Source organism: Roseateles asaccharophilus (assembly GCF_004362405.1).
Taxonomy (GTDB): Bacteria; Pseudomonadota; Gammaproteobacteria; order Burkholderiales; family Burkholderiaceae_C; genus Kinneretia; species Kinneretia asaccharophila.
This window is the reverse complement of the sequence record NZ_SNXE01000009.1, coordinates 53,750-78,174: the sequence shown is the minus strand read 5'-3', so window position 1 is coordinate 78,174 and position 24,425 is coordinate 53,750. Positions and strand designations below refer to the sequence as shown.

The 24,425-nt window shown below is 67.1% G+C and carries 20 protein-coding genes; 16 read left to right on the top strand and 4 right to left on the bottom strand.

Annotation, left to right across the window (positions count from 1 at the left end):
* Nucleotides 1–36: 36 nt before the first annotated feature.
* The 6 genes from DFR39_RS16790 (at nt 37) to dgt (ending at nt 8,248) form a co-directional block, all read left to right on the top strand.
* Nucleotides 37–759, top strand: a complete 723-nt coding sequence (locus tag DFR39_RS16790; RefSeq protein ID WP_133605005.1) for an AzlC family ABC transporter permease — start codon at nt 37–39, stop codon at nt 757–759.
* Nucleotides 756–1,085, top strand: a complete 330-nt coding sequence (locus DFR39_RS16785) for an AzlD domain-containing protein (RefSeq protein WP_133605004.1) — start codon at nt 756–758, stop codon at nt 1,083–1,085. Before DFR39_RS16790 ends, DFR39_RS16785 begins: the two co-directional genes overlap by 4 nt.
* Nucleotides 1,086–1,192: 107 nt before the next feature.
* The gene (locus DFR39_RS16780) at nt 1,193–2,386 is read left to right on the top strand and encodes a phosphoglycerate kinase (protein ID WP_133605003.1); all 1,194 of its coding nucleotides are present in this window, start codon (nt 1,193–1,195) and stop codon (nt 2,384–2,386) included.
* 266 nt (nt 2,387–2,652) lie between these two features.
* The gene (locus tag DFR39_RS16775) at nt 2,653–3,966 is read left to right on the top strand and encodes a citrate (Si)-synthase (protein WP_133605002.1); all 1,314 of its coding nucleotides are present in this window, start codon (nt 2,653–2,655) and stop codon (nt 3,964–3,966) included.
* A gap of 29 nt (nt 3,967–3,995) precedes the next feature.
* Nucleotides 3,996–6,800 (top strand): ATP-binding protein, encoded by a 2,805-nt coding sequence (locus DFR39_RS16770; protein WP_162849567.1) that lies wholly within the window; start codon nt 3,996–3,998, stop codon nt 6,798–6,800.
* 149 nt (nt 6,801–6,949) lie between these two features.
* Nucleotides 6,950–8,248 (top strand): dGTP triphosphohydrolase, encoded by a 1,299-nt coding sequence (gene dgt / locus DFR39_RS16765; RefSeq protein WP_133605000.1) that lies wholly within the window; start codon nt 6,950–6,952, stop codon nt 8,246–8,248.
* A gap of 4 nt (nt 8,249–8,252) precedes the next feature.
* On the opposite strand, the gene pstS is transcribed toward dgt, so the two are convergent.
* Nucleotides 8,253–9,365: a phosphate ABC transporter substrate-binding protein PstS gene (pstS, locus tag DFR39_RS16760; protein WP_133604999.1), complete on the bottom strand. Its 1,113-nt coding sequence runs from the start codon at nt 9,363–9,365 to the stop codon at nt 8,253–8,255.
* 243 nt (nt 9,366–9,608) lie between these two features.
* On the opposite strand from pstS, the gene DFR39_RS16755 reads away from it, so the two are divergent.
* Nucleotides 9,609–11,933 carry an NADP-dependent malic enzyme gene (locus DFR39_RS16755; protein WP_133604998.1) on the top strand — a complete coding sequence of 775 codons (2,325 nt, stop codon included), beginning with the start codon at nt 9,609–9,611 and terminating at the stop codon, nt 11,931–11,933.
* 83 nt (nt 11,934–12,016) lie between these two features.
* A complete protein-coding gene (gene pyk, locus DFR39_RS16750) occupies nt 12,017–13,447 on the top strand; it encodes a pyruvate kinase (protein WP_133604997.1) in 1,431 nt (476 codons plus the stop codon).
* Nucleotides 13,448–13,456: 9 nt separating this feature from the next.
* On the opposite strand, the gene DFR39_RS16745 is transcribed toward pyk, so the two are convergent.
* The gene (locus tag DFR39_RS16745; RefSeq protein ID WP_133604996.1) at nt 13,457–14,479 is read right to left on the bottom strand and encodes an ATP-binding protein; all 1,023 of its coding nucleotides are present in this window, start codon (nt 14,477–14,479) and stop codon (nt 13,457–13,459) included.
* A 161-nt stretch (nt 14,480–14,640) separates the two neighbouring features.
* On the opposite strand from DFR39_RS16745, the gene fba reads away from it, so the two are divergent.
* The 4 genes from fba to DFR39_RS16725 are packed head-to-tail and all read left to right on the top strand — an operon-like array spanning nt 14,641 to nt 18,212.
* Complete coding sequence (fba, locus tag DFR39_RS16740) at nt 14,641–15,705, top strand: class II fructose-bisphosphate aldolase (RefSeq protein WP_133604995.1); 1,065 nt, start codon at nt 14,641–14,643, stop codon at nt 15,703–15,705.
* A 21-nt stretch (nt 15,706–15,726) separates the two neighbouring features.
* Nucleotides 15,727–16,170: a gamma-glutamylcyclotransferase family protein gene (locus DFR39_RS16735; protein ID WP_133604994.1), complete on the top strand. Its 444-nt coding sequence runs from the start codon at nt 15,727–15,729 to the stop codon at nt 16,168–16,170.
* Nucleotides 16,171–16,202: 32 nt separating this feature from the next.
* Nucleotides 16,203–17,102: a phosphoribosylaminoimidazolesuccinocarboxamide synthase gene (locus DFR39_RS16730; RefSeq protein WP_133604993.1), complete on the top strand. Its 900-nt coding sequence runs from the start codon at nt 16,203–16,205 to the stop codon at nt 17,100–17,102.
* 9 nt (nt 17,103–17,111) lie between these two features.
* Nucleotides 17,112–18,212, top strand: a complete 1,101-nt coding sequence (locus tag DFR39_RS16725; RefSeq protein WP_133604992.1) for a tetratricopeptide repeat protein — start codon at nt 17,112–17,114, stop codon at nt 18,210–18,212.
* Between the two features lie 13 nt (nt 18,213–18,225).
* Here the strand turns inward: DFR39_RS16725 and DFR39_RS16720 are convergent, their stop codons facing one another.
* Complete coding sequence (locus DFR39_RS16720; RefSeq protein ID WP_133604991.1) at nt 18,226–19,179, bottom strand: tetratricopeptide repeat protein; 954 nt, start codon at nt 19,177–19,179, stop codon at nt 18,226–18,228.
* Nucleotides 19,180–19,301: 122 nt separating this feature from the next.
* Here DFR39_RS16720 and purE point away from each other — a divergent pair, with 122 nt between their 5' ends.
* From purE to DFR39_RS19905, 4 genes are read left to right on the top strand one after another with little or no spacing between them, the layout of a single operon-like run.
* Nucleotides 19,302–19,766 (top strand): 5-(carboxyamino)imidazole ribonucleotide mutase, encoded by a 465-nt coding sequence (purE, locus tag DFR39_RS16715; RefSeq protein ID WP_133605115.1) that lies wholly within the window; start codon nt 19,302–19,304, stop codon nt 19,764–19,766.
* Nucleotides 19,766–20,938, top strand: coding sequence for a 5-(carboxyamino)imidazole ribonucleotide synthase (locus DFR39_RS16710; protein ID WP_133604990.1), 1,173 nt, complete (start codon nt 19,766–19,768; stop codon nt 20,936–20,938). The genes purE and DFR39_RS16710 overlap by 1 nt, the downstream gene beginning before the upstream one ends.
* A gap of 3 nt (nt 20,939–20,941) precedes the next feature.
* Complete coding sequence (locus tag DFR39_RS16705) at nt 20,942–21,949, top strand: L-threonylcarbamoyladenylate synthase (protein WP_133604989.1); 1,008 nt, start codon at nt 20,942–20,944, stop codon at nt 21,947–21,949.
* 27 nt (nt 21,950–21,976) lie between these two features.
* Nucleotides 21,977–22,909, top strand: a complete 933-nt coding sequence (locus DFR39_RS19905; RefSeq protein ID WP_162849566.1) for an SGNH/GDSL hydrolase family protein — start codon at nt 21,977–21,979, stop codon at nt 22,907–22,909.
* 22 nt (nt 22,910–22,931) lie between these two features.
* Here DFR39_RS19905 and dacB read toward each other — a convergent pair whose 3' ends face one another.
* Nucleotides 22,932–24,401 (bottom strand): D-alanyl-D-alanine carboxypeptidase/D-alanyl-D-alanine endopeptidase, encoded by a 1,470-nt coding sequence (dacB, locus tag DFR39_RS16695; RefSeq protein ID WP_246030878.1) that lies wholly within the window; start codon nt 24,399–24,401, stop codon nt 22,932–22,934.
* Nucleotides 24,402–24,425: the final 24 nt, after the last annotated feature.

The window sequence follows — 24,425 nt, the reverse complement described above, 5'->3', positions numbered from 1 at the left end:
CGCCCACGAAACCGCGGCGCCCCCGACAATCGGGGCATGAGTCTCCCGCACCGCGCCATCGTGCAGCACCCCGAGTTCCGCCGGGGGGCGCGGGACATGATGAGCATCACCCTGGGCATCTCGGCCTGGGGGCTGGTGACGGGCGTGGCCATGGTGAAGAGCGGCCTGTCCGTACCCCTGGCCCTCTTGATGAGCTTTGTGGTGTTCGCCGGCAGCTCGCAGCTGGCGGCTTTGCCCCTGATTGCGGCCGGGGCCCCGATGTGGGTGCTCTGGGCCACGGCCTTCTGCGTGAACCTGCGCTTCGTGATCTTCAGCGCCCAGTGGCGCCAGTACTTTGGCCACCTGCCCCGGGCGCAGCGCCTGCGGATCGCCTATTTCGCGGCGGACCTGAACTATGTGGCCTTTCTCAAGCGTTTTCCGGACGGGCAGCCCGCGCCGGAGCAGCTGCCCTATTTCTGGGGGGGCGTGGCGCTGAACTGGTGTGCCTGGCAGATCCCCTCGGTGGCCGGCATCCTGCTGGCCAACCATGTGCCCACGCAGTGGGGCCTGGGCTTCGCGGGCGTGCTGGCCCTGCTGGGCCTGTCCTACTCCTTGCTGAAGGACCGCAACACCTGGGTCTCGGCCGCCGTGGCCGGCTGTGCGGCGGTGGCGGCCTATGCCCTGCCGCTGCGCCTGAACATCCTGGTGGCGATTGCCGCCGCCGTGACCGCCGGCCTGCTGCTGGAGAAATGGTTGCCGGAGAAGAGGAGGTCCGCATGAGCACTTGGGAAACCGTGTTGGCCATCCTGGGCATGGGCCTGATCACCCTCTTGACCCGGGCCTTCTTCCTGATTCCGCAGCAGGAGCTGCCCCTGCCAGACTGGCTCAAGGACGGCCTGCGCTATGCGCCCCTGGCCGCGCTGGCGGCCGTGATCGTGCCCGAGATCGTGATGAGCAATGGCCAGCTGATCAGCACCTGGAAGGACGCGCGGCTCTATGCCACCGCCGTGGGCACGGCCTATTTCCTCTGGCGCGGCGGCATCCTGGGCACCATCATCAGCGGCACGGCCGTGATGCTGGCCCTGCGCATCGGTCTGGGTTGGTAACACGGCTGTTGTCCGGCCCTGGGCCGGCCGCTTGGTAAGCTTGAGGGTGATGCGGCACCGGGACGGTGCCCGACCGGTTTCTCAACTCCAAGCGTCATTCCCTGATCATGAACGTTCTGCGTTTCTCCGACCTGATCGCCGCCGGCAAGGTGGCCGGCCAGCGCGTCTTCATCCGTGCCGACCTCAATGTGCCGCAGGACGATGCCGGCAATATCACCGAGGACACCCGCATCCGCGCGTCCATCCCCTGCATCGAGGCCGCCCTGAAGGCCGGTGCCGCCGTGATGGTGACCTCGCACCTGGGCCGCCCCACCGAGGGTGAGTTCAAGCCCGAGGACTCCCTGGTTCCCGTGGCCAAGCGCCTGGGCGAGCTGCTGGGGCGTGAAGTTCCCGTCGTGGCCAACTGGGTCGATGGCGTCGAAGTTCAGCCCGGCCAGCTGGTGCTGCTGGAGAACTGCCGCGTCAACAAGGGCGAGAAGAAGAACAGCGAGGAGCTGGCGAAGAAGATGGCCGCCCTGTGCGACATCTATGTGAACGACGCCTTCGGCACCGCCCACCGCGCCGAGGGCACGACCTATGGCATCGCCCAGTTCGCCAAGATCGCGTGCGCCGGCCCCCTGCTGGCCGCCGAGATCGACGCCATCAGCAAGGCCCTGGCCGCGCCCAAGCGCCCCCTGGTGGCCATCGTGGCCGGCTCCAAGGTCTCGACCAAGCTGACCATTCTGCAAAGCCTGTCCAAGAATGTGGACGGCCTGATCGTGGGCGGCGGCATCGCCAACACCTTCATGCTGGCCGCCGGCCTGAAGATCGGCAAGAGCCTGGCCGAGCCCGATCTGCTGGCCGATGCCAAGGCCGTGATCGAGGCCATGAAGGCCCGCGGCGCCGAGGTGCCCATCCCCGTGGACGTGGTCACCGCCAAGAGCTTTGCGGCCGACGCCCCGGCTACCACCAAGGCCGCCACCGAGGTGGCCGACGATGACCTGATCCTGGACATCGGCCCCAAGACCGCCGCCATCCTGGCCGACAAGCTCAAGGCGGCCGGCACCATCGTCTGGAACGGCCCGGTGGGCGTGTTCGAGTTCGACGCCTTTGCCGGCGGCACCGAAGCCGTGGCCCGCGCCATCGCGGCGTCCGACGCCTTCAGCATCGCCGGCGGCGGCGACACCCTGGCCGCCATCGCCAAGTACGGCATCGAAAAGGACGTGGGCTATATCTCCACCGGCGGCGGTGCCTTCCTGGAAGTGCTGGAAGGCAAGACCCTGCCGGCCTTCGAGATTCTGAGCCGGCGCGCGCAGGGCTGAGGCACGAGCGAGTGCCGACGGCGGCCGGTCATCAACACCCGAAAGCGGGCGCATAAGCGCCCGTTTTCTTTTTTTCAGCGTCCCCGGATGTGAACTCGGTCACGCGGCGAGGCTCTTGTGAGTTTCTGTCGGGCTGTTCAGTCTGCGGGTGAGAGCGTAGCCTGAGTGCCAGCAGCAAGGGCCGAGGTCCGATCTGCGGGTCTTGAGGGCTGTGCACCCTGCCTGCCCGTAGCTAGCCTGGGATAAGCGATCGAGAGGAGAGTCTTATGACGATACTCAAGTCCCTGTTGGAGCAGAAGATCTCGGAGCATCGGCCTCGAACCGCAAGACTGCTCGGGGAGTGGTCTGAGGTGGTCGTGGACGCTGTCACCATAGGCCAGATCGTGGGCGGGGCGCGGGACATTCATGCCTTGGTGACAGATATCTCTTATCTGGATCCGCAAGAGGGCATACGCTTTAGAGGCAAGAACATCCCCGAGACCTTTGCCGCATTGCCCAAAGCTGCGGGTTGTGAGTATCCAAGCGTTGAGGCCTTTTGGTTCTTTTTGCTGACTGGCGAGGTTCCCAGCCTGGCGCAGGCGCGCGAGGTGCAGGACGATCTGAGCCGGCGAGCTGCCGTGCCGCGCTACGTCTTCGAGGTGCTACGTGCGCAGCCTGAGGACACGCATCCCATGACACTGCTCTCGATGGCTGTGCTTTGCATGCAGCGGGAAAGTGCTTTCGCGGCACGGCATCGAGAGGTCCGCAAGACCCAGTACTGGGAGTTGATGTACGAGGATTGCTGCGATCTCCTGGCGCGCCTGCCGGAGATTGCTGCCTTCATCTACCGGCTCAAGTACCGGCAGGGTGACATCATCGGGGCACGAAGTGATCTGGATTTTGGCGCTAACTTTGCCCACATGATGGGCATTCCCCGGCCCTACGACGATGTGGCGCGCATGTACTTCATCCTGCACAGCGACCACGAAAGCGGGAACGTGAGCGCGCATGCCACCCATCTGGTTGCCTCCGCACTTAGCGATGCCTACTACAGCTTCAGCGCGGGGCTCAATGGTCTGGCGGGCCCTCTGCATGGCTTGGCCAATCAGGAGGTACTGAGCTGGATACTGCACTTCCAGCAAACGCTGGGCGATACGCTACCCGATGAAGATCGGGTGCGGGAGGCTCTTTGGGAAACCTTGAGCGCCGGGCAGGTGATTCCTGGCTATGGCCATGCCGTCTTGCGGCGGACTGATCCGAGATACACCGCCCAGATGGAATTCTGTCAGCGTCACATGCCCGACGATCCCTTGTTCAGGCTCGTCAACATGATCTACCGAGTGGCGCCGAGGGTGTTGAGTGAACACGGCAAGACCAAGAATCCTTGGCCCAATGTGGATAGTCACAGTGGCGTTGTTCAATGGCATTACGGCTTGCGTGAGCACGACTTCTATACCGTGCTGTTCGGTGTGGGGCGTGCGATTGGGGTGCTGGCGAACATCATTTGGGATCGGGCGCTCGCCTATCCCATCGAACGTCCGAAGTCTGTGACCACGGACATGCTGGAGGCCTGGGGCCGGGCGGGTGGACGGAACCACTGAAGCCTGCCGGGCGGTGTGCGATGGCGTCCTTGCTTGATCTGGAGCTGTTTCCTCCAGGGCCTGGGCTTCCCGGCGGGGAGGTCCAGGATTCGGCGCATGCACTCGTGCTTTCGACGCGACTGGCATGGGCGCTGCGCCAGCGTGAGGGCGACCATGCCCGGCAGATTGCTCAGTCAGTGCTGGCAAGCGCGGATCTCGAAGCCCTGGATGGACCGCAGGGCCTATGGGTGCGCGCCCGGATGACGCTGGTGCTGGCCGAGCTCAGTCTCTTGGACATGCATCTCGATCCAGCCCGGTCGCTCTTGCAGGAGGCCGGCGCTCTGTTTGAAACACTGCAGGATTGGCAGGGGCAGGCCGATGTGCAATGGCTGAAGCATTACGAGGCGGCCGACCGTGGTGACGGCGACGCACTGCGTGAGGCGCTGAGGTCCGCGATCTTGCTGGCGGAACGAGCTTGCGATGACCAGCGCTTGCTACTTTTGAAGATGACGCTGGCGCGTTCGGAGCTGTTTCGTGACCAAGCGCAAGCCAATGCCAGCTGGGACCATTGCCTACCTCGCACCACGCAGGGCCTGCGTCCCGCATGCGCTGCTGCTTTGGCAGACTTTCGCGGCTTGCAATGTGGGCTATCGGCGGACTTCGCACCGGCGGCGCAGTGGTTGATTGAGGCGTTCCGGCTCTCCATGGAATCGGGACAGTTGCGTCGCGCCATGTCTGTGGCCTCGAATCTGGGCTACACCTACACCAGCATGTCCGACTATCCGCGGGCTGTTGAGTGGTTGCAGCAGGGGCTGGGCCTTGCGCGGCAGGCACGTTGGCCAGGGGCGCTGTCACTGGCGTTGGCCCAAACCGGGGATGCAATGCGTCGCATCGGCCAGCTTTCTGCCGCGCGGGATCTGCTGCTGGAATGCCAGAGCTTACTCATCGAACATCCTCATAATCGCAGCGCACTGCTGGCCCTGAAGTACCTGGCCGAGGTTGAACTCGATTTGGAGCAAAACGACCGTGCTCTAGAGAATTTCACACGCCTCGCCGAGTGCGCGCTTTGCGTCGATTCCAAGGACTTGCACACGGATGCCGCTTTGGGGCGGGCGCGCGCTCTGTTGCGGGCGGGGCGACTGGACGAAGCGCGTGCTGCCGGCCTGCATGCGCGAGAAGTCGCGCAGCAGCAGCGAGAGCGCAGCACCCTGGTCGACGTTCTGTGGACGCTGGCGAAAATCGACCAAGCCGTTGGCTCCAGTGCTTCGGAATTGCTGACCTGGACTGATGCTGCCCTGAGCCAAGCTGAGGCGCTGTCGGGCTACCGACCACCGCCGGCCCTACTTGAAATGGCGGCGGCTCTGCACGCGCAGACGGGTGATTTCAGTCAAGCCTATGTCTTGAGCCAGCGTGCCAGCGAGCTGCGACAACAGGTTTTTACCGAGGAGTCGGGAAAACAGGCGGCACTGCTGCATGTGCAGCACCAAGTGGAGAAGGCTCGGGCGGAGCAGGAGCATCTGCGTCAACTGGCCCAGTCTGAGGCTGAGCGTGCCGCAGCCCTGCAGAGTCTGCATTCCGTTTTGCTGCGACTGGGTGATTGCGGCAAGGAAATCACGTCACAACTTAGCACCGAGCGGGTGTTGCAGTTGCTCCAAGGCCATGTGCGCGATCTGCTTCAGGCGGAGCAACTGACGGTCTATTTGCTCGATGAGTGCGGCGAGCAGCTGTGCTGCGCTTTCGGTCAGTCCGACGTCGGCGACACACCGGGGCCGATTGCCGTGGCCGATGTGGAACATGAATGTGCGAGGGTGTTGAGCGGCCGAGCTGTGCTGTTGATGGGTGAAGGAACCCAGACCGAACCCGGGCGCGGGCAGTGCATGGTGGCGCCGCTGCAGCTCGCTGATCGCGAGCTGGGTGTGATGCGGGTGGTCGGGACCACACCCGGCTGCTTTGGCGAGCATGAACAACTGATTTTTCGCAACCTCTGTGCCTATACCGCCGTGGCGCTGGACAATGCACGCGCCTATGAGCAGCTCGGGGAGTTGCAGCGGCAGGTGGCGGCTCAGGAGAAGATGGCCTCGATCGGCCAGCTCGCGGCTGGCGTGGCCCACGAGATCAACAACCCGATCGGCTTCGTCAACAGCAATCTGGGCTCCCTGGCCAGGGATGTGCGTGATTTGCTGGATCTGCTGCAACTCTACCGCCAGGCTGGGCCCTTGGTGGAGGGGGGGGCTGGAGCGCGTGCTCAGGCTTTGGCGCAGTCCATGGATCTGGACTATCTGTCCGAAGACATGCCTCGAATGATTGCAGAGAGCATTGAGGGCCTGCAGCGGGTCAAGCGTATTGTTCAGGACCTTAAGAACTTTTCGAGGGTGGATGCCGCGGAATGGGTTTACGCAGACCTCAACGAGTGCGTGGAGTCCACCCTGAACATGCTGACTCATGAGATCAAGTTCAAGGCCGTGGTTCACAAAGGTCTGGCCCGGCTGCCTCCCGTCTATTGCCTTGCCGCCCAGATCAATCAAGTCCTGATGAACCTGCTGGTCAATGCCAGCCAAGCCATCGAGTCTGCCGGACAGATCAGCATCCGGTCCTGGCAGGAGTCCGATTGGGCCTGCATCGCCATCCGGGACAACGGCTGCGGCATGAGCGAGCAGGTCATGGCGCGCATCTTTGAGCCCTTCTTCACCACCAAACCCGTGGGCAAGGGAACGGGCCTGGGCTTGTCGCTGTCCTATTCCATCGTCAAGAAGCATAGGGGCCGATTGGAGGTGGAGTCGACCCCGGGGCAGGGGAGTTGCTTTACCCTGAGGTTGCCGCTTAGCGGGCTAGAAGAGGCGCAGCAGTCTAGTTGAGCCGACACAAGCATGGGTAAAAACGTGGCGTGCTTCACGCCAACCGATCTTGCGCGCACGAGCAAGCCTGTTGGGTGCGAGGGGCGGCGCCTAAGGTTTGCAGCAGGGAGCATTGAGTCTGCCATCAGCGCACACCCTGAGGAGTCGCCATGGAAGCCACCATGCAATCCGAAATGATCGTTCGCTACCAGTCCATGGCGGTGTGGTCGCAGCGGAGGTCCGGCGAGGAAATCAGTCGGGCCAGAGGGGGCTATCGCAATCCCTATGCCCGTGACAGGGCTCGCGTCCTGCACTGTGCCGGCTTTCGTCGACTTCAGGGCAAGTACGTCCTTCCCGGTCTGGATCAGGGGGACCTGATGCGGACGCGGCTTACCCAAGCGCTGGAAGTGGCACAGCTGTCGCGTGGCTTGCTGCGCGCCCTGGATGCACTGCACTCCCCTCATGCAGCTTGGCGCGAGGTCATGCCTGATCCCAATCTGATCGAGGCCATTGCCTTTGCCCGTTTCTTGGGCTGTACGCCCATGGGCAAAGGGGGAGAAATTGCCCTGCAAAGCTGGACGTCGGACATCGGGGGCTATCAAACTGATGCGCAGGCCTTTCGTGCGGTCAGCGCACTGGAGTGTTATTCCGAGCGTCATGGCCTGGACTTGTCGCGCCGCGTGCTCTTAGGGTGTCTTGCTTACCCTGCGGCAATGAGCTCCGTCGTTGGGCCCCATGGAACGCTGCCGCCAGGCGCTTTTTATGACGAGGATGCAGGGGCGGCAAGCTGGTTGATGGAGTGCCTGTCTCCGGCTGACGCAGAGCGCTTTCTTCGACCCGCCCTTCCCGCTCAATCGCACCATGCGGGCAAGGCGGGCACTCCGTCTTGGGACAGCAGCATTGTCGCCCTTGCCTCGGAGATCGCCCATGGTGTGCATGAGTTGGAGGACGGCATCGTGCTCGGGCGGATCGGCCCGGATGACTGGCGCAAGCTTATGCCGGACCGAGCTTGGGCGAACGCGGTGGATGTGGCCGATCACACTGCGGTTTCAGAGGCATTGTTTGGCAGCTCCGAGTTGCGTCGCCGCCGGGCGATCGGGGCTCTTGTCAATGCCTTCGTGGTTTCGGTCGAGGTGGATGAGATGGTCGGTCTGGACTCGCCCTTGCTGCGGTATCAGGCAAGCCTTATGCCGCAGGCGCGGCTGTGGTTGAGACAGCTCAGCGAGCTTGTGAATCGCAAGGTCTTTCATGCTCCCGAGCTAGCGCCGACGCTGTCCCGCAGTCTCGCGACGGTTCAGGCGATGCTGCAGGCGTGTTGGGCCGATCCCGAGCGCTGTCTACCTGCCGAGCCTCTGCAGCGACTGCGATCACTCAAGACCGATCGCGAGCAGCGACGTTGTATTGCAGACTGGTTGGCCGGATTGCCTGACTTCCAGTGCTTGCGCCTGAACCACCACTGGCAGTCTTGAGGCTTCAAGCGCTTTGGTACACCGGGGGCTTGTTGTCGCGGGGTTTGACCAAGCTCAGTCTTGCAGCCAGCTTGGATTGAAGCGCGATTGGCAGCGGTGCGAAGCCCGTGCCGCGCAGCAACTCGTCTCCATGCATCAGACACCAGTACAGAAAGCGCAGCACTGGTGTCGCGGCCGCGCCGCTGGGCGGACGGGCGTCAATCAGGATGAAGCTGGTCATGGTGATGGGCCAGCTCTCGGCCCCTTCACGGTTCATCAGAGAGGCCCGGTCGTCGCCTTTGCGGGCCACATCGCTGTTGGCAATGGCCGAGCGGAAACCAGCTTCCCCGGCTGAGACCCACTGGCCCGCCGCGTTGAGCAGGCTGGCACTGCTGAGCCGGTCTCGCTGCACGCGGTCGTAGCTCACATACGTCAGAGTGCCGGCCCGGGCCTTCAAGGCCTTGACCACGCCATCATTGCCCTCGGCGGACTCGACTTCGCCGGGCCACTTGGGCTGTGAACTCGCGCCGACGCGCTTGGCAAAACCTGGCGACACGGTGCTCAGGTATTGCGTGAAGCCCTCGCTGGTGCCGGACTTGTCGGCCCGTACCACACGCCGCACGGGCAGAGCGGGTAGGCTGAGCCCGGGGTTCAGGGCGCTGATTTGGGCATCGTTCCAGCGCTCAATCTCCCCGCTCATCAGCGCGGCGAGCACGGGGCCGCTCAGGCGCAGTCTGGCATCGCTGAGGCCCGGCAGGTTGACGACGGGCACGATGCCACCCACCAGCATGGGCATCTGAATCAGCTCGCGCTTGCTCAGTTCTTCTGGCGGCAGCGGCGAATCGCTGCCGCCGAAGTGCACTTGGCGAGCGCTGACCAGGCGTTGTCCCTCACCGGAACCGGTGGGCTGATAGCTGACCTGGTGCCCTGTTGCCTTTAGATAGCTGGCCGCCCATCGCTGATAGACCAGGGACGGGAAGGAGGCGCCCGAGCCATTGACGGCCTGGGCGCCGGTGGCTTGCGCTCGAGCCGAGCTGGCATGGATGAGCGCGGCAGCGCCGCCTAGCGAGCTCAGCAGCGGCAAGAGCAGTTGTTGGCGCAGCCAAGCGCGGCGCCGCAGGTAAGGCTTGTCGGACATGATGGGGGCGTTCGGAGAGGCGCGGTATTTTCGCGGCGCCGGCAGGATTGCATGCGTGCGCAATTCACGCGCGGGCGCGAGGCGGGGCGCAGAACGGGGTTTTCCGCCACCTGAAGTCCTGTGGCGCAGGCATACGTCGACGGCGGGGACCTTGCCATCTTTGCATGGCAGGCAAAACACTCGGCATCGGCGCGCAGGGATAAGCAGGGTAATCTTGCCCGCCCTGTATTGAGGAGACGCGGGATGAGCAGCAGCCCCAACAAGTCCAATCTGTCGCCGGCTGAGGCCGCCCTGCGCGAGGCCGCGCTGGACTATCACCGCGCCCCCACGCGCGGCAAGATTTCCGTCACCCCCACCAAGGCCCTGTCCAATCAGCGCGACCTGTCCCTGGCCTACTCGCCGGGCGTGGCCTATCCCTGTCTGGACATCGAGGCCGATCCCTCGCTGGCGGCCGACTACACCTCGCGCGCCAATCTGGTGGGCGTGGTCACCAATGGCACGGCGGTGCTGGGCCTGGGCGATATCGGTCCCCTGGCCGCCAAGCCTGTGATGGAGGGCAAGGGCTGCCTGTTCAAGAAGTTTGCCGGCATCGATGTCTTTGACATCGAGCTGGCCGAGCGCGACCCCGACAAGCTGGTCGAGATCATCGCGGCCATGGAGCCCACGCTGGGCGGCATCAATCTGGAGGACATCAAGGCGCCCGAGTGCTTCTATATCGAGAAGCAGCTGCGCGATCGCATGAACATTCCGGTGTTCCATGACGACCAGCACGGCACGGCCATCATCAGCGCCGCCGCCCTGCTCAACGGCCTGGAGCTGGTGGGCAAGGACATCGGCCAGGTCAAGCTGGTGGCCTCGGGCGCGGGGGCTGCGGCCATCGCCTGCCTGGATGTGATGGTGGGCCTGGGCGTGAAGCGCGAGCACATCTTTGTGGTCGACTCCAAGGGCGTGATCCGCGAAGGGCGCCAGGATGCCAAGGACGGCAAGCTGGACGAGAGCAAGCAGCGCTACTGCCAGACCACCGCGGCCACCACCCTGGCCGAGGTGATCGCGGGCGCCGACGTCTTCCTGGGCTGCTCGGCCGCCGGCGTGCTGACGCCCGAGATGGTCAAGACCATGGCGGACAAGCCCATCATCCTGGCCCTGGCCAACCCCGAGCCCGAGATCCGTCCCGAGCTGGCCAAGGCCGCGCGGCCCGACTGCATCATCGCCACCGGCCGCTCGGACTATCCCAACCAGGTCAACAACGTCCTGTGCTTCCCCTATATCTTCCGCGGCGCGCTCGATTGCGGTGCGACCAAGATCACGGAAGCCATGAAGCTGGCCTGCGTGCGCGAGATCGCCGCCCTGGCCAAGGCCGAGACCAGCGACGAGGTGGCGGCCGCCTATGCCGGGCAAGACCTGGCCTTCGGCCCCGACTACCTGATTCCCAAGCCCTTTGATGCGCGCCTGATCCTGCGCATTGCCCCGGCCGTGGCCCAGGCCGCGGCCGAGTCCGGCGTGGCCACGCGCCCCATCGCGGATCTGGAGGCCTACCGCCAGGAGCTCTCGCGCTTTGTCTACCAGACCGGCATGTTCATGCGCCCGGTGTTCGCGGCCGCCAAGGCCAAGCCGGCGCGCGTGATCTACGCCGAGGGCGAGGACGAGCGCGTGCTGCGCGCGGTGCAGGTGGTGCTGGACGAAGGCCTGGCCCGTCCCACCCTGATCGGGCGCCCCGAGGTGATCGCCATGCGCGTGCAACGCGCCGGCCTGCGCCTGAAGCTGGGCCAGGATGTGGCGGTGATCGACCCCGAGAACGATCCGCGCTTCCGCCAGTACTGGGAGACCTATCACCAGCTGATGGGGCGCAACGGCGTCACGCCGGACATGGCCAAGGCCGCGGTGCGCCGCTCCAACACCACCATCGGCGCCCTGGCCATCAAGCTGGGCGATGCCGACGCCATGATCTGCGGCATGGTGGGGCGCTTCGACTCGCATCTGGAGCATGTGTCCGACCTGATCGGCCTGCGCGAGGGGGCCCATTGCTTTGCCACCATGAACGCGGTGATGCTGGACAAGCAGACCTTGTTCGTGACTGATACCTTCGTCAATGACAGCCCGGATGCGGAGCAACTGACCGAGATCGCCGCCATGGCGGCCGAGGAGCTGCGCCGCTTTGGCCTGCCGCCCAAGCTGGCCTTTGTCTCGCATTCCATGTTCGGCTCCAGCAAGCGGCCCTCGGCGCAGAAGATGCGCCGGGCGCACGAGTTGTTCGCCGCGGCGCATCCCGAGATCGAGTGCGAGGGCGAGATGCATGGCGATGCGGCCCTGTCGGAGAGCGTGCGCGCCACCTTCCTGCCCGACAGCAAGCTGCAGGGCGCGGCCAATCTGCTGGTGCTGCCGTCGCTGGATGCGGCCAACATCCTCTTCAATGTGTTGAAGATCGTGGCCGGCCAAGGCGTGACCATCGGCCCCATCCTGCTGGGCGCGGCGGCTCCGGTGCACATCCTCACGCCCTCGGCCACGGTGCGCCGCATCGTCAATATGACGGCGCTGGCCGCCGCGGATGTGCATGCGGCGCGCGGCTGAAACCTGCTGAAACCATGGCGCGGGCCATGTTGCGGTCCATAATCTTTCGCTGTAACTAGATTTCAGCGAGAGACAGCCCCATCATGACCCGCGCCACCAAGATCGTTGCCACCCTCGGCCCGGCCTCCTCGTCCCCGGAGGTGCTGGAGCGCATGATCCGGGCCGGCGTGGATGTCGTGCGCCTGAACTTCTCGCATGGCAAGGCCCAGGACCATATCGACCGCGCCCGCATGGTGCGCGAGGCCGCTGCCGCGGCCGGCCGCTCGGTGGCCATCATGGCCGACTTGCAGGGCCCCAAGATCCGCGTGGGCAAGTTCGAGAACGGCAAGATCGAGCTGATTCCCGGCACGCCCTTCATCCTGGATGCCGACCGCACCGAGCTGGGCAATGAGCAGATCGTGGGCCTGGACTACAAGGAGCTGCCGCGCGATGTGAAGCCCGGCGACACCCTGCTGCTCAACGACGGCCTGCTGGTGCTGACCGTGGATTCGGTCAAGGGCTCCCAGGTGCACACCACGGTCAAGCTGGGCGGTGAGCTGTCCAACAACAAGGGCATCAACAAGCAGGGCGGCGGCCTGACCGCCCCGGCCCTGACGGCCAAGGACATGGAGGACATCAAGACCGCCATGTCCTTCCAGTGCGAATACCTGGCGGTGAGCTTCCCCAAGAATGCCACCGATATGGAAATGGCCCGCCAGCTGGCCAATGTGGCCGGCGAGCCCTGGCGTCACAAGCCGGCCATGATCGCCAAGATCGAGCGCTACGAGGCCATTCCCCAGCTGGAGTCCATCCTCAAGGCCAGCGACGGCATCATGGTGGCGCGCGGCGATCTGGCCGTGGAAGTGGGCAATGCCGCCGTGCCGGCCCTGCAAAAGCGCATGATCAAGCTGGCCCGCGAGCTGGACAAGGTAACCATCACCGCCACCCAGATGATGGAGTCCATGATCGTGAACCCGGTGCCCACCCGCGCCGAGGTGTCCGATGTGGCCAATGCTGTGCTGGACGGCACCGATGCCGTGATGCTCAGCGCCGAGACCGCCGCCGGCAAGTACCCGGTGGAGACCATCGAGCAGATGGCCGCCATCGCGCTGGAGGCCGAGCGCGCCGAGTTCGTGAACCTGGATACCGACTTTACCGGCCGCCAGTTTGGCCGCATCGACCAGTCCATCGCCATGGGCGCCCTGTTCACCGCCTACCACCTGGGCTGCAAGGCCATCGTGGCCCTGACCGAGTCAGGCTCCACTGCGCTGTGGATGAGCCGCCACCGCATCAATGTGCCCATCTTTGCCCTGACCACCCAGGAGGTGAGCCAGCGCAAGCTCAATCTCTACCGCAATGTGCGGCCGCTTTTGATGCCCAAGTTTGACGACCGCGACCAGGCCCTCAAGGCGGCCGAGCAGCTGCTGGTGGAGCGCGGCGTGCTGATGCCGGGTGACACCTATGCCATCACCTGCGGCGAGCCCATGGGCTACCCCGGCGGCACCAATATGCTCAAGGTCTGCCGGGTGGATTGAGCTGCAGGCTCAGCCCTTGCGCGCGCTGGCCACCAGGGCCGCAATGCGGGGCGTCATGTGGGTGGGCACCAGCTCGACCTCCGGTCGGGCCCGGGCGAACACACGGAACAGCTCGTCCGTGAAGCCATGTCCGACGTCTTCCACTCCCTCGAAGCTGATTTCCACCCGCTTGAAGGAGGGTAGCCGGGCCGCCACACGGCGTGCCTGGGCGCGCGAGTCCAGGGCCTGGCCCGGTCCCGCGAGCAGGCGCAGACACACCCGGGTGTGGTCGAACTCGATGCCGTCGCCCGCCAGGCTCCAGGCCTCCATGACCTGGTCCAGGCTGCGCGTGGTGTCCAGGGCGATGGCCATATAGATGGAGCTGCCCTGGCGGGGCAGGGCGCGACCGGCCTGCCAGCCGCTGGCCTCCCAGGCGCGGCGCTGGTAGGCGGTGTTGTTGGCGTGGATGTCGAACACATCGGCCAGCTGCGAGCAGAAGAAGAGGCCGCGCCCGGTATGGGCCTCGGGCTGGCTGGTGAGCCGGCCCTTGCTCAGCTCGAGCATGGCGTGCTGGGCATCGGTGATGTCGAAGCTGCTGCAAATCTTGTCGAAGACGCCGCAGCCATCGTCCGAGACCAGCAGCTGCACATGGCTGGGCGTCTGGCGCAGGGAGACGGTAACGCTGCTGCCGCCGCTGTGGTCGATGGCATTGTTCAGCAGCTCGGTGAAGCCATGCTGCAGCATGCGCGCCACATGGCGGGGCAGTTCGAAATGTGGCGCGAAGTCGCGCTGCCAGGGGATGTCTTCCTGCAGGCCGTAGAGGGTGTAGCTGCGCGCCACCTGACGCAGGGCCCCCGGGTGGTAGACGGGCCGGCTGCGGCTGCCCTCGCGGCGCAGCCACTGGGCGTCCACCAGGCGGCGCAGTGCGGCCTGCACCGCCCGGCGGCTGGCCCCGGTTCGCTCCGCCACATGGTTGGTCAGATCCAGGGAATGCTCGCGCGCTGCGGCGGTCATCCACAGGGTGAGATGGTCAAGGTCGAGGCGAACGGTCACGCGGACTAGGCTAGCCTTCGGGCGCGGCGCGCGCAAGCGCGCTTGCCCGCATTTCCGGGGGGCGCGGCGGCGATGGGGCCGCTAGAATCCCGCGCAGTTACGGCGTGGTTACGGGATCCGGAGCCGCGCCCAAGAATTCACAACTCCCTGGAGGGCCGACCATGCCTCTCGTTTCCATGCGCCAGCTGCTGGACCATGCCGCCGAAAACGGCTACGGTATCCCGGCATTCAACGTCAACAACCTCGAGCAGGTGCAGGCCGTGATGGCCGCGGCCGACGAGGTGGGCGCCCCGGTCATCCTGCAGGCCAGCGCCGGTGCCCGCAAGTACGCCGGCGAGCCCTTCATCAAGCATCTGATCCAGGCCGCCGCCGAGATGTACCCCCACATCCCCCTGGTCATGCACCAGGATCACGGCACCAGCCCCAAGGTCTGCCAGGGCGCCATCGACCTGGGCTTCGGCTCGGTGATGATGGACGGCTCGCTGATGGAAGACGGCAAGACCCCCTCCAGCTTTGATTACAACGTGGACGTGACCCGCCGCGTGGTGGAGATGGCCCACATGGTGGGCGTCACCGTCGAGGGCGAACTGGGCTGCCTGGGCAATCTGGAAACCGGCGACGCCGGCGAGGAAGATGGCATCGGTGCCGTTGGCAAGCTGGACCACAGCCAGATGCTGACCGACCCGGAAGAGGCCGCCACCTTCGTCAAGGCCACCCAGCTGGACGCGCTGGCGATTGCCATCGGCACCAGCCACGGCGCCTACAAGTTCAGCCGCAAGCCCACCGGCGACATCCTGGCCATCAGTCGCGTCAAGGAAATCCACGCCCGCATCCCCAACACCCATCTGGTGATGCACGGCTCCTCCAGCGTGCCGCAGGAACTGCTGGCCATCATCAACCAGTACGGCGGCAAGATGAAGGAGACCTTCGGCGTGCCGGTCGAGGAGATCCAGGAAGCCATCAAGCATGGCGTGCGCAAGATCAATATCGACACCGACATCCGCCTGGCCATGACCGGCGCGGTGCGCAAGTTCCTGGCCGAGAACCCCGACAAGTTCGATGCCCGCGAGTGGCTCAAGCCCGCCCGCGAGGCCGCCAAGGCGGTGTGCAAGCAGCGCTATCTGGAGTTCGGCTGCGAAGGCCAGGCTGGCAAGATCCAGCCGCGCACCCTGGTGGACATCGCCGCGGCCTATGCCCGCGGCGAGCTGGCCCAGGTCGTCCAGTAAGTCCCGGCGCGCGAGCCTGCGGTGGCGCATGCCTTCACCTACGGCTCGCTGATGTGGGCCGACATCATGGCGCGTGTCTGCGGCCTGGCGCCGCAGGCCCTGCCGGCCTCGCTGCCGGCACGCCTGGCCGACCATGCCCGCCATCCGGTGCAGGGCCAGGAGTACCCGGGCCTGCAGCCCGCGCCCGGCGCCGAGGTGGCGGGTCGGCTTTATCTGGATGTGCCCGAATCTGCCTGGGCGCGGCTGGATGCCTTCGAAGGCCCCGAGTACGAGCGCGTGAGCGTGGCGGTGCACCTGGAGGATGGGCGCGTGCTGGACGCTTTTGTCTACCGCTTCCGCCCCGAGCTCCGCGCCCGGCTGGGCGAGGGCGACTGGGACGAAGCGGCCTTTGCCCGCGCGGGCAAGGCGCGCTTCGAGGCCCGCTATCTGGGCTTTGCGCAAATGGAGGGCGGCGCGGCGGGCTGACCTAAAATCCGGTTTTTCCGCCCGAGCCCACCATGACCGCTGCCCTGCATACCTCCTCGCTCACCTCTCTTCCCCTGATCGCGCGCGGCAAGGTGCGCGAGAACTACGCGGTCGGTGAGGACCGCATCCTGATGGTGGCCTCGGATCGCATCTCGGCCTTCGACGTCATCATGGGCGAGCCCATTCCCGGCAAGGGCGCGCTGCTGACGAAGATGGCCCTGTTCTGGTTCGAGAAGCTGGGCGATATCGTCCCCAACCACCTGACCGGCGACGACCCGCTGTCCGCCGTCAGCACCGAGGCCGACCGTGAGCAGGTGCGCGAGCGCTCCATGCTGGTCAAGCGTCTCAAGCCCCTGCCCATCGAGGCCGTGGTGCGCGGCTATCTGGCCGGCAGCGGCTGGGCCGAATACAAGACCAAGGGCGAGGTCTGCGGCGTCAAGCTGCCGGCCGGCCTGAACAATGCTTCCAAGCTGCCCGAGCCCATCTTCACCCCGGCCACCAAGGCCGAGATGGGCGACCATGACGAGAACATCAGCTTCGAGCGCTGCGTGGAGATCATCGGTGCCGACCTGGCCGAGCGCGTGCGCACCATCTCTATCGCCCTGTACCGGCGCGCGGCCGACTATGCCGCCACCAAGGGCATCATCATTGCCGACACCAAGTTCGAGTTCGGCCTGGATGCCGACGGCACCCTGACCCTGATGGACGAGGTGCTGACGCCCGACTCCTCGCGCTACTGGCCCGCCGAGAGCTATGCCGTGGGCAGCAACCCGCCCAGCTACGACAAGCAGTTCCTGCGCGACTGGCTGGAGCAGGCCCAGGTGGACGGCAAGCCCTGGGGCAAGGTGGCCCCCGCGCCGACCCTGCCGGCCGAGGTGATAGCGAACACCGCGGCCAAGTACCGCGAGGCCCTGGAACGCCTGACCCGCTGAGGTCCGGTCATGGCCATCAGCTCCCGCCTGCTGCAACGTCTGGATCAGGCCATCGCCGGGGCCAGTGACCCCATCCTGGCGGGCAGCTGGCGCGTGCAGCGCGCGGTGCTGCTGGCGCGTCACGGGCGCATGGCCGAAGCGCGCGAGGCCTTGACGGCCCTGCATCAGCTGGCCTTCCAGCACCCGCATCCCATACTCGGCGCCTGGCTGCATTACGCCGAGGGCCTGATGAGCTATTTCAGCGACTTTGGCAGCGCCGCGGGTGACAAGATCCGCCGGGCTCAGGCCATGGCGCAGATGGCCGGGCTGAGACAGCTGGAGGCCCTGTGTGCGGCCTGGCTGGCCCATATCGCCTATGTTCAGCACGATGTGGCGCTGGTGGCCCATCAGGCCCAGACCTGCCTGCGCCTGGCGGGCGAGGCCCAGCATGATGCGCGCAGCCGTCTGGCCGTGGCCCTGGGCCTGGCCTACGACTTTGCCGGGCGGCTTGAAACCGCCCAGGCCTGGTACGGCCTGGCCCGTCGCCATGCGGCCGCCGAGGGCGATGACGCCACCCAGTCGGCCCTGATCTACAACATGATCGAGGTGCGCTGCGCCCGGCAGCGCCGCGAGAGTCTGGCCCATCCGGCCCGCCCGGTGCCTGAGCTGTTGCTGGGGGCCGACTCGGTCAAGCACTACGACGCGGCCGTCGGCGGCTCGGCCATGTCCGAGCTCACGCCGGTGCTGCGAGCCCAGATCCTGGTGGTGCAGGGCGACTACGCCCAGGCCCAGGCCCTGTACGAGGCCTATCTGCCCCAGGCCATGGCCCTGGGGCTGGCGCGTCTGGGCAGCAGCTTGCTGGCCGATCTGGCCTGGTGCCGGGTCAATCTGGGCCAGCGCGAGCAGGCTCTGCGACAGGCCCAGGAGGCCGAATTCGAGCTGGATCCGGCCTGCGATGTGGATGACCGCGCCGCCACCCACAGCCGCCTGGCCCAGGTCTACGGCGCCCTGGGTGATGCGAGCGCGGCCGAGCGTCACGCGGCATTGGCGGCGGCCGAATGGGCCGAGTTCGAGCGCCAGCAGGCGCACTGGGCGGCCACACTGGACACGGCCGGTCTGGGCCGGCCCTGAGCGTGTCAGGCCCTCAGAACAGGGCCATGCTCAGCTTGCGGCGGTACTGGTCCAGCAGCGGGTCGCTGGTGGGCACCACGGCGTGGCCGGCGATTTCTAGCGTGCTCTTGGGTTCGGCGCCGGCCTGCGGCTTGGGCGCGGGCTTGCTCAGCAGCTCCAGCACGGCCACATAGAGCTTGCGCGCGGCCTCGCCGTTCCAGGTCTTGTCGCGCATGATGATCTCCAGCAGCTCGTCCATGGCCTCGGTAAAGCGCTGGGCCGCCATATGGCTCTGGGCCAGGGCGTAGCGGGCCTCGAAGTCGCGCTTGTTGGTGGCGATGGCGGCCTGCAGGGCCGCGGGATCGACGCGGGCCGCGGTCTCCATGGCGGCAATCCACTGGGCCAGGGCGGCGAAGCGGGCGTGCGGGGTCAGGGTGTCGGCGGCACGCGCGGCCACGGGCGCGAAGGCGGCCTGGGCCTCGGCCAGGCGGCCCAGTTCCAGCAGGGCCTTGACCAGATCGAAGCGTGCGGTCTCGTTGGCCGGATCGGTATCCACCGCCTGGGCCAGCTTGGCCAGGGCGGAATCCAGATCGCCTTCGGCCAGCAGCTCCTCGGCCTCGGCCAGTTCTTCCTCGGCCTCCAGGGCCTCGCCGCTGGGCACATGCTTGTCTAGGAACTCGCGGATCTGGGCCTCGGGAATCGCGCCCACGAAACCGTCCACCGGCTGGCCGCCGACGAACATCACGCAGAAGGGAATGGAGCGCACGCCAAAGGCCTGGGAGAGCTGGCTAGCGATTTCGGGCTGCTCGTCGCTATTGAGCTTGGCCAGCAGGAAGCGGCCGCCGTAGGCCGTCTCCAGCTTCTCCAGCACCGGGCCCAGGCTTTTGCAGGGGCCGCACCAGGGGGCCCAGATGTCCAGCAGCACCGGCTGGCTCATGGAGGCCTGCAGCAGCTCGGTTTCGAAGTTCTGTATGGTGATGTCGATCATGGGGGTCTCGAGGGCTCGGCTGGGGACTTGGCGGCACCCGCCTACAATTCAAGGTTTCTTTTCCGCCTGTTCAGCGATTGGAGCGAGCCGTGAGCAACGTCTCCCCCCTGGTCGGCGTGGTGATGGGTTCCAGCAGTGACTGGGAGACCATGAAGCACGCCGCCGACATTCTCTCCGAGTTCGGCATCCCTTTCGAGGCGCAGGTCGTCTCGGCCCACCGCATGCCCGACGAGATGTTTGCCTATGCCGAGGCCGCCGAGGGCCGCGGCCTGCGCGCCATCATTGCCGGGGCCGGCGGTGCGGCGCATCTGCCCGGCATGCTGGCGGCCAAGACCCCGGTGCCCGTGCTGGGCGTGCCGGTGGCCAGCCGCCATCTGCAGGGCGTGGATTCCCTGCACTCCATCGTGCAGATGCCCAAGGGCATTCCGGTGGCCACCTTTGCCATTGGCACGGCCGGCGCCGGCAATGCGGCCCTGTTCGCCGTGGCCATGCTGGCCAGCGGTGATGCCGCCCTGCGCGAGAAGCTGGCCGCCTACCGCGTGGCCCAGACCGAGAAGGCCCGCGCCATGACGAAGGACCTGGTCTGATGAGCGACGTTCTGCTGCCCGGCGCCACCCTGGGCGTGCTCGGTGGGGGCCAGCTGGGTCGCATGTTCCTGCATGCGGCGCAGAGCCTGGGCTATCGCACCGTGGTGCTGGACCCCGATGCGGACAGCCCGGCCGGCGCCGTGGCCCATGAACACATCCGCGCCGACTACCTGGACGAGGCCGCCCTGGCCGCCCTGGCCGCGGCCTGTGACGCCATCACCACCGAGTTCGAGAACGTGCCCGCGCATGCCCTGGAACTGCTGGCCGCCCAGCGACCGGTGGCGCCCGCCGCGAGCTGCGTGGCCATCTGCCAGGACCGCGCGGCCGAGAAGGCGCATTTCCGCGCCGCCGGTGTGGACGGCGCGCCCTATGCGGTCATCGCCACCGAGGCCGATCTGCAGGCCGTGCCCGACAGCCTGCTGCCCGGCATCCTGAAGACCGCCCGTATGGGTTATGACGGCAAGGGGCAGGTGCGGGTGCGCAGCCGTGCCGAGCTGCAGGCCGCCTGGAGCGAGCTCAAGCAGGTCGCTTGCGTGCTGGAGCAACTGCTGCCTCTGCAGCTGGAGCTGTCGGTGATCGTGGCCCGTGGCCGCGATGGCACGGTGGTGCAGTTCCCGGTGCAGCAAAACCTGCACCGCGACGGCATCCTGGCCGTGACCGAGGTGCCGGCCCCGGCCGTGGATGCGGCCCTGCAGGCCCGTGCCGCCGAGTCGGCCGCGCGCATCGCCACCGAGATGGGCTATGTGGGCGTGCTCTGCATCGAGTTCTTCCTGCTGCAGGATGGTCGTCTGGTGGTCAACGAGATGGCGCCCCGCCCGCACAACTCGGGCCACTACACGCTCAATGCCTGCGACGCCTCGCAGTTCGAGCTGCAGGTGCGTGCCCTGGCCGGCCTGCCCCTGATCACGCCCCGCCTGCACTCGCCGACCGTGATGCTGAACCTGCTGGGCGATCTCTGGTTCGACCCGCAGGATCCCGCCAGCGCGGCCCGCGAGCCCGACTGGGCCGGTGTGCTGGCCCTGCCGGGCACTCATCTGCACCTCTACGGCAAGGCCAACGCGCGACGTGGCCGCAAGATGGGCCATCTGAATGTGAGCGCGGCCACGCCCGAGGCGGCCCGTGCCACCGCCCGCCGTGCGGCGGCCCTGCTGGGCCTGCCCGAAACCTGGTGAACCATGCTGCTTGACGGCCACGACCCCCACGCCCTGCGTCAGGCCGCCCAGGCCCTGGCCGCGGGCGAGCTGGTGGCCCTGCCCACCGAAACCGTCTACGGCCTTGGGGCTCGCGCCGACGAGGACGCGGCCGTGGCCAAGATCTTTGCGGCCAAGGGCCGGCCCAGCGACCATCCCCTGATCGTCCACGTGCTGGACATGGCCGACGCGCAGGCCTTTTGCCGCGAGCTGCCGCCGGTCGCCCTGCGCCTGATGCAGGCCTTTTGGCCTGGGCCTCTGACGGTGATCGTGCCGCGCGCGCCGGGCATGGCCGCGGCCGCCGCTGGTGGCCAGGACAGTGTGGGCCTGCGCTGCCCCGCCCACCCGGTGGCCCGCGCCCTGCTGAGCGAGGCGCGCAGCCTGGGCGTGCTGGGGGTGGCCGCACCCAGTGCCAACCGCTTCGGCAAGGTCAGCCCCACGCGGGCCGAACATGTGCGCAGCGAGTTCGGGCCCGAGCTGCTCATTCTGGATGGCGGTGCCTGCGCCGTCGGCATCGAGTCCAGCATCGTGGACTGCAGCCGTGGCCATCCGGTGCTGCTGCGCCCCGGCATCCTGACCCCGGCCCAGATCGAGGCCGCGGCCGGCGAGCCCCTGCGCGCCCGCGACGGGGGCACGCCGCGCGCCTCCGGCACGCTGGCGGCGCATTACGCGCCCCAGGCCCGGGTCGCTTTGCTGCCCTCCGAGTTGCTCAAATCGAGACTTTCGCAGGCCGCGCAGTGGCCCGACGGGCTGGCGGTATATTCCCGAACGCTGTCGCCGGCCGCCGGCATCACGCAGTGGCGAGTCATGCCCGATGATGCGGTGGCGGCGGCTTTCGAGTTGTTCGCGGTGCTGCGCGAGCTGGATGCAGGCGGTGCTCGTGAAATCTGGATCGAGATGCCGCCCACGGACAGCGCCTGGGACGGTGTGCAGGATCGCTTGTCGCGCGCGGCCGCGGCCTTTGCCGCCGGGGGCGAGTCGGACCCCGTCTGAATGCAGTCTTCAATGTCTGGAGAGTTGATGAAGTTTCTGAAGCAAGGCGCACTGGCGCTGGCGGCTGCGGCCGTGTTGACCGCCTGCGGCGGCGGTGGCGGCCAGATCGAGCCCTTCAAGCCCACACGCATCATGGCCTTCGGCGACGAGGCCAGCGTGATCACGTCCGAGGGCCGCAAGTACATGGTCAATGCGCTCACCAGCACCGATGCGCTGGATTGCGCGGTCTACCCCTTGTGGACGCAGTCCCTGGCCAGCGCCTTCGGCCTGGTGTTCCCCGAGTGCAATCCCAACAAGGTGGCTTCGCCCACGGGCAAGATCTACGCCACGGCAGGTGCCAAGGTGGCGGGCGTCAAGGCCCAGGTGGACGCGGCCTTTGCAGCCGGCGGTTTCGACAGCAAGGCACTGGTGTCCATCATGGCCGGCGCCAATGATGTGCTGGAGCTCTATGCCCAGTTCCCGGCCCAGAGCCGTGACGCCCTGCTGGCGCAGGCCGGTCAGCGTGGCCGCGCCCTGGCCGAGCAGGTCAACCGCATCGCCAATGCCGATGGGCGCGTGATCCTGGCCACGCTGCCCGATCTGGGCCTCACGCCTTTCGCGCTCAAGGAGCGTCAGAGCAAGACCGATACCGACCGCGCCAAGCTGCTCACCGACCTCACGGCCGAGTTCAACACCCAGATGCGTCTGAACATCCTCAACGATGGTCGCACCATCGGTCTGGTGCTGGGTGATGAAATGAGCCAGGCCATCGTGCGCTTCCCCAGCGCCTTTGGCGCCACCAATGTGATTGATGCGGCCTGCCTGGAAAGCAGCCTGCCCCTGCAGTGCACGCCCAAGACCCTGGTGACCGGCGCCTCGGCCGACAGCTATATGTGGGCCACGAGCCTGCAGCTGGGGCCGCTGGCTCAGACCCGCCTGGGCCTGCTGGCCCAGACGCGCGCGCTCAACAACCCCTTCTGATCGCGCAGAGGCGGCACGTCCCTTATTGGCTGGCCTCGCGGTCCTGCACCGCCCATTGCAGCAAGGCATCCAGCGACGGCCGCCCCGCGGCCGCGCGTGGATGCTGCAGCACGGCCACCATCACATAGCGCCGGCCCGAGTCGGCGTGCACATAGCCGGCCAGCGCCGTCACATCGCGCAGCGAGCCGGTCTTCAGATGCGCACGGCCATAGGCCGGCCCGTAGCGCAGGGCGCCGCCGCGCGTGAGCGTGCCGTCCTGGCCCGCAATGGGCAGGGCCGCCACGAACTCCGGCATCTGCGGGCTGGTCCAGGCCTGGCGCAGCAGCAGGCCTAGCTGGCGCGGCTTGAGCCGGCTCTGGCGTGAGAGGCCCGAGCCGTTTTCCAGCCAGACCTCCTCATCCTCACCCAGGCGCTGCACCAGCCAGCGCCGCAGTTGTTCGCGTGCGCCCTCCAGTGTGGCGGGCCGCTCGCGCGCCAGGCTCAGCAAGAGCATCTCGCTGCCCAGATTGGCGCTGTGCTTGAGCAGGTCGCGCAGCACCTCGGCCAGGGGCGGGGAGGCAAAGCTGAAGAGCGGCGGGCTGTCCGCCGGCGCCGTGCCGGCCCGCACCTGACCGCGCAGGCTGCCCCCCAGTTCCTGCCACTGCGCGCGCAGCAGGCGGGCGTTGTAGCTGGCGGGTTCCGGGTCGGCCAGGGGCCAGTTCAGCTCCCCGCAGCTCGTGGGGTAGCTGCCGGCAAAGCGCAGGGGCTGACCCTCCTGCCAGAGCAGGCGCAGGCCGCCGCGCCAGTCATTGCAGGGGCCGCTGGCCAGGGGCACGCTCTGGGGCAGGCCGGGCAGGGGCGGGTCGACGCTGATGTGGGCGATGCCGCGCGCAGGGTCGGGCCGGAAGCCGAAGAGCAGGGCCTTGTGGTTGAGCAGCAGGGCCTCGGGCGTGGCATTGCCGGGGCGCCAGGGTTCGCCATCGAAATCCGCCGGGCTGCTGGGCCAGGGCGCGAAGGCGCTGCCGTCCAGCACGATATCGCCCTCGATCTCGCGCAGGCCCAGGCCGCGCAGGCGCTGCAGCAGCAGCCACAGCCGCTCCCGCACCAGCTTGGGGTCGCCCACGCCCTTGATCACCAGATCGCCCGCGAGCCGCCCGCTCTCGGGCTGGAAGCGGCCCTGCATCCAGACCGGGGTCTGCCAGGTCCATGCCGGGCCCAGCTGCTCCAGCGCCGCCAGGCCCGTGACCAGCTTGAGCAGGGAGGCCGGGTTGAAGGCCTTGTCGGCCTGCCAGGCCAGACGGGGTGGGCCGCCCTCCACGGCTTGCAGCCAGACGCCCAGGGCCTGTTCCGGGATCTGGGCCTGGCGCAGGGCCTGCTGCACCGCAGGCGGCAAGGGTGCCGCGGGCTGGGGCGCCTGCGCGCCGACTCTCGCGCCGGCCAGGGCCAGCAGGAGGGCGAGCCAGCAGGCGCCCGGACGCCGGGGCGAGGGGGTGGAGTCACGCATGGTCTTCATGATCGCAAGGCTACACTTCCGGGG

Excerpts from the sequence above, each read along its gene's own strand:
- DFR39_RS16720 (WP_133604991.1), bottom strand. The coding sequence starts at position 19,179 with ATGATCGACATCACCATACAGAACTTCGAAACCGAGCTGCTGCAGGCC.
- DFR39_RS16710 (WP_133604990.1), top strand. The coding sequence starts at position 19,766 with ATGAGCGACGTTCTGCTGCCCGGCGCCACCCTGGGCGTGCTCGGTGGG.
- DFR39_RS16775 (WP_133605002.1), top strand. The coding sequence starts at position 2,653 with ATGACGATACTCAAGTCCCTGTTGGAGCAGAAGATCTCGGAGCATCGG.
- DFR39_RS16785 (WP_133605004.1), top strand. The coding sequence starts at position 756 with ATGAGCACTTGGGAAACCGTGTTGGCCATCCTGGGCATGGGCCTGATC.
- DFR39_RS16790 (WP_133605005.1), top strand. The coding sequence starts at position 37 with ATGAGTCTCCCGCACCGCGCCATCGTGCAGCACCCCGAGTTCCGCCGG.
- DFR39_RS16730 (WP_133604993.1), top strand. The coding sequence starts at position 16,203 with ATGACCGCTGCCCTGCATACCTCCTCGCTCACCTCTCTTCCCCTGATC.
- DFR39_RS16780 (WP_133605003.1), top strand. The coding sequence starts at position 1,193 with ATGAACGTTCTGCGTTTCTCCGACCTGATCGCCGCCGGCAAGGTGGCC.
- purE (WP_133605115.1), top strand. The coding sequence starts at position 19,302 with ATGGGTTCCAGCAGTGACTGGGAGACCATGAAGCACGCCGCCGACATT.
- fba (WP_133604995.1), top strand. The coding sequence starts at position 14,641 with ATGCCTCTCGTTTCCATGCGCCAGCTGCTGGACCATGCCGCCGAAAAC.
- DFR39_RS16755 (WP_133604998.1), top strand. The coding sequence starts at position 9,609 with ATGAGCAGCAGCCCCAACAAGTCCAATCTGTCGCCGGCTGAGGCCGCC.
- DFR39_RS16705 (WP_133604989.1), top strand. The coding sequence starts at position 20,942 with ATGCTGCTTGACGGCCACGACCCCCACGCCCTGCGTCAGGCCGCCCAG.
- DFR39_RS19905 (WP_162849566.1), top strand. The coding sequence starts at position 21,977 with ATGAAGTTTCTGAAGCAAGGCGCACTGGCGCTGGCGGCTGCGGCCGTG.
- dgt (WP_133605000.1), top strand. The coding sequence starts at position 6,950 with ATGGAAGCCACCATGCAATCCGAAATGATCGTTCGCTACCAGTCCATG.
- pstS (WP_133604999.1), bottom strand. The coding sequence starts at position 9,365 with ATGTCCGACAAGCCTTACCTGCGGCGCCGCGCTTGGCTGCGCCAACAA.
- dacB (WP_246030878.1), bottom strand. The coding sequence starts at position 24,401 with ATGAAGACCATGCGTGACTCCACCCCCTCGCCCCGGCGTCCGGGCGCC.
- DFR39_RS16725 (WP_133604992.1), top strand. The coding sequence starts at position 17,112 with ATGGCCATCAGCTCCCGCCTGCTGCAACGTCTGGATCAGGCCATCGCC.
- pyk (WP_133604997.1), top strand. The coding sequence starts at position 12,017 with ATGACCCGCGCCACCAAGATCGTTGCCACCCTCGGCCCGGCCTCCTCG.